Source organism: Apibacter muscae, assembly GCF_007845595.1.
GTDB lineage: Bacteria > Bacteroidota > Bacteroidia > Flavobacteriales > Weeksellaceae > Apibacter > Apibacter muscae.
In genome coordinates, this window is sequence record NZ_SELI01000025.1 from 1 (window position 1) to 4,236 (window position 4,236).

Sequence of the window (4,236 nt, forward strand, 5' to 3'; positions counted from 1 at the left end):
GGCTAGATCTGTAAATGAATTTAACTTGGCTTTTACCAAATATGGTATTAATTCTTGTATGCAAAAAATTGTTTTTTTAGCGTTAGGTTATGCGGAAACTAGATTTAAATCATTGGGGGAAGAAATTAGTAGTTTTAATTCCAGTAAATCCATATACAAAGGTCGTGGATTTCATCAGCTGACCGGTACCCGTGATGGTAATGGCTTTTATAACTCTCCCGGTCCTTATGAGAATTATGCTACGGCTGTCGGGAATCAAAATATTATTTCTCATCCTGATTTAATTTGCAAGAATATTCATTATGCCATTGATAGTGCGGGTTGGTTTTGGACGGATCCTAATTGGGGCAAAAAAGTGCCTCTTTGGTCTTCTAGTTCTAATGTTAAATATATAAAATTCAGGGCAAATTATTTCTCTAAAGCTCTTGGTAAGCCTCTAAATGAAGTTTCGCATTTAGTTGAAGATGATGAAAAATATTTTTGGTTACAAGCTAAGCTTCTCAATGGTTATCCTAAAGGGGAAAAATTAGAAATTGAACCTAATGGTTGGAAAACCAGAAAAAATGCCTTTGATATTTTAAAAAATAATGTTTTTGAGTTTAATATCCGTTGTAAGGGTAATGAGCAATTAAATTTCAATACAGAAGGCAGAGCTCCTTGGATGAAAATTGCTTGGGAAGAAGAATCTAAAAAATTAGTCGAAACTGGATCAAATAAAGAGATTCAGAAGTTTTTTAATGGTACTCCATATGAAAAATCTATGAAAGATGGATCCACAAATGAATCTATTTCTTGGTGTGGAGCATTTGTCAATTGGGTAATGACAAAATATGGATATGCTGGACTTTCTAAAAATCAAGATCAATATGACACTGTTCGGGCTTTAAAATGGGCAGAATGGAGCGAAGGTAAAAACATTGGAAAGCCAGTGTATGGAGCTATAGCTGTAAAAAAAAGATCTGGAGGAGGACATGTAGGATTTGTTGCAGGAAAAGTTAGCGATAAGATTGTAATTTTGGGTGGTAATCAAGGTAATGCTTTAAAATGCTCTAAATATAATATTACTGATTATTTTGCTTACATGATTCCAAATAATTATCCTATAACTGAAATAGATTACAATCTACCGGAATATATAGGGAATCCATCAGAAAAAGAATCAGAAGTCTAAAAACGTTTTAATATGAAAAAATTTTTCTTTGTTTTCTTTATAAATATTTTATCAATCTCAAAATTTAATAGTCAGAAAATGTTTACAAAAAATGACAGTATTTATAATATTCTAATGGAACAAGTAAAATATGGTAAACCTAGTTATGATAATTATTATAACGGTTATTTATTTTCAGAAAAAGATTATCAAATAATTGAACCTTATATTGAATCTATTTTATTATCAAATGGCTACAAAAAACCAGATAAAATTCAGTTTAAACATAAGATTCAAAATATTTTTAATCGAATTATTGATTACGATAATAAAAAAGAATTATTCTATATAAATTTTCTTGATAAATGTAATAGAAATATTGTTTATGGTAATAACGATATTATTTTTTATTTTGGAATTTATGTGAATAAGAAAAATCTATTTTTGTCAGATTTTTACTCAATACCTCAAATAATAGACTACCAAATTGAATTTCCAAAAATAAAAGAATATGAAAATACTTTATCAGCATTTCAATCAGATGACAATAATGATAATATTGTAAAGCTTACTCTATGGAAAGATTTGCCTGATTTGGCACAACAAAGACGCTTTAATCAACAGTTATTAATATCCCGAAATAAATATCTATTTAATGATGACAAAAGCCAATTTCCTTGGTTAATTAATAACGATGAGTATTTCATGGAAAATCTGGTAACAACCTTTGGCTATACTGAAGATAAAAAACTTTTAAAGTGGGCATTTGAGAAACAAGGATTTACTTATCAAAGTTATCCTCCGGATGATATCCTTCAAAAATTTGGTAAATTTTTATGGACGAAGCTTTGCAATGGTGAGGTAAAAATTCATCTAAACACTTTAAACTTAATCAAAGATCTTTCCAATCCTAGTGTTAATCAAGAAGATTATATTTTATTAGTCGCAGAATATATTAATTATTTAACCTTAGAAGAAAAAGTTACTGGCTTAACCTTTGAACAAAAAGCTAGAATCATTGCTTCCTTATTAGAATTTGGTGAGCAATATAAATACGATAAGGCTTATGGTTTTAATCAAATGTTTTTAGGTAAATTTATTTTCTATCAAGATTTTGATAAGTTATATAAAAAAGAATTTGAAAAAAATAATTACTACAATTTACCTAACCTAAAACATTGGTATTTACTTGCGGAAAAAGAAAAAGATATGTTTGTTAATGATATGACTTTATCAGATGTTCCTCAACCTAGAGATTATCTTTTTAGAGCTACTTACTATACTCATCATTGATTTTTTTTTCATTAGATAAATAATAGCTAATATCGCTTATGGTTACAGAAAAGATTTAGGAATCTTGGGTGGTGATGATGGTTGGAATTTTAGAGGTAAAGGATTAATTCAGCTAACTGGTAGAGATAATTATTCTAAAGCCAATGTTTTCACAAAAAAATATGAAAATGTTGATATTTTAGCTAATTCTGACTTAGTTGCTCATGACTTAAAGATTGCTGTTTTATCTTCTATGGCTTTTTTTGTTTTTAGAAAAATTAATATTAAAGCCAATGGTACAAAAAATGTTATAAATGATATATGTCCTCTGGTGGGCAATAATGTAACCTTAGCGGGTGGTAAAACAAACCATAAGGAAAAACAGGATGCTTTTGATAAGTATACTTCTGTAGTTTTTCAGGTTGATAAATGTTTATGGGGGAAATTGGACAATGCTCTAAAGTATATGGATGGTAGGGCTCCTTGGATGGATATTGCTGTTAATTTAGCGAAAGAAATGAAGGGATGTAAAGAAGGCATTGAGCCTATGTATTCCAATGCTAAAAAGTTTTTAAAATATTGTGGGAATAACTTTGAACCTACTGATGGAAAAAATGGTCCTTGGTGTGCTGCTTTTATGAATTGGACAATTGGTCAAACTATTAACCCTATAACGAATGAACCTTATAAACATGCTAAATCTGATGCTTCTCTGGCTCCAACTTCAAACTCTAAATTGTATAAAAAAATTTCTGAACCTATTTTCGGTTGTATTGTAGTTTATAAACATATATCAAAATGGAAAGGTCATACGGGTTTTTTATTTGGTAAAACCAAAAATAGACTATATATTTTATTAGGGGGGAATCAAGACAATACCATTCGGTTTGATTCTTACGGGGAATATACTAGTAAATCCAAATTAAAAAAATTGTATGGTTTTTATGTTCCTTATGACTATACTATTTCTGAAAAAGATTATCTTACTGAATCTGATATTTACGAGGATTCTAACTCTATTAATGTAAACTTTGGTATAACCGGTGGTATTGGGACTGGTCAAACCACTTAATTTTATAATATTTATGAAAAAAAATTTATTATTATTACTAGCTATTGGTAATACAATCTTTTTTTCTTGTCAAAAGAAAAAATCTGATTCTAATTCTGATTTTGTTAATTATAATTCTATCCCTGATTCTATTACTAATATGAATAAAAGTATGATTAATATTGATTTAATTAAAGAACATATTGAATTACAAAAAAATATTGATTCCGATGAAATTGAACATGAGAATCCTTATATATATTCCGAAATTGATTTACAATTAGCGTTTCAAATAATTAATGAAGGTCTTAAGCAAAATGGTTTTAAAAATATTCCTAGTGATGAATTCATTTTCAAATTAAAAAATGTGTTTAAGTTTTCTGAAAAAAATAATTTAAATTGTAACTACAACTGGTATTATTCTAACATTACAAATAAAAATTATATTTTATATGGATTGTCTTATAAAATTGATAATACTTTTATTCCTGCCTATACAAATGAATTTATTTTTAACACTAAAAACTATTTCTTTAATAAAAAAAAACATTATTTCATTGAGCTTCCTTTCTTAGAGGAATTAATTCAAATAGATTCTAATAATTCATATAAAATTAGACTTCCTCAATATATGATTTCAAGAAATAAATATCTTTTTAATGACGATAAAAGTCAATTTGCTTGGCTGATTAACAATGATTCTTTCTTTATGGAAAATCTGGTTACTAATTTTGGTTACACTGAGGATAAAAAACTGCTGAAT

Annotated in this window: 3 protein-coding genes and 1 pseudogene; all 4 read left to right on the forward strand. The window is 27.8% G+C overall.

Features of this window, described 5'->3' with window-relative positions:
• A partial coding sequence (locus ETU10_RS10530; RefSeq protein ID WP_146312117.1) for a TIGR02594 family protein occupies window positions 1-1,171 on the forward strand: 1,171 nt, incomplete at its 5' end.
• A gap of 78 nt (window positions 1,172-1,249) precedes the next feature.
• Window positions 1,250-2,443, forward strand: coding sequence for a hypothetical protein (locus ETU10_RS10535; RefSeq protein WP_146312119.1), 1,194 nt, complete (start codon window positions 1,250-1,252; stop codon window positions 2,441-2,443).
• Window positions 2,444-2,507: 64 nt separating this feature from the next.
• Complete coding sequence (locus tag ETU10_RS10540; RefSeq protein WP_146312121.1) at window positions 2,508-3,494, forward strand: hypothetical protein; 987 nt, start codon at window positions 2,508-2,510, stop codon at window positions 3,492-3,494.
• Window positions 3,495-3,507: 13 nt separating this feature from the next.
• A pseudogene (locus ETU10_RS10545) lies at window positions 3,508-4,236 on the forward strand (hypothetical protein); the annotation flags it as partial.

Coding starts and splice junctions, on each gene's coding strand:
- ETU10_RS10535 (WP_146312119.1), top strand. CDS start 1,250: ATGTTTACAAAAAATGACAGTATTTATAATATTCTAATGGAACAAGTA.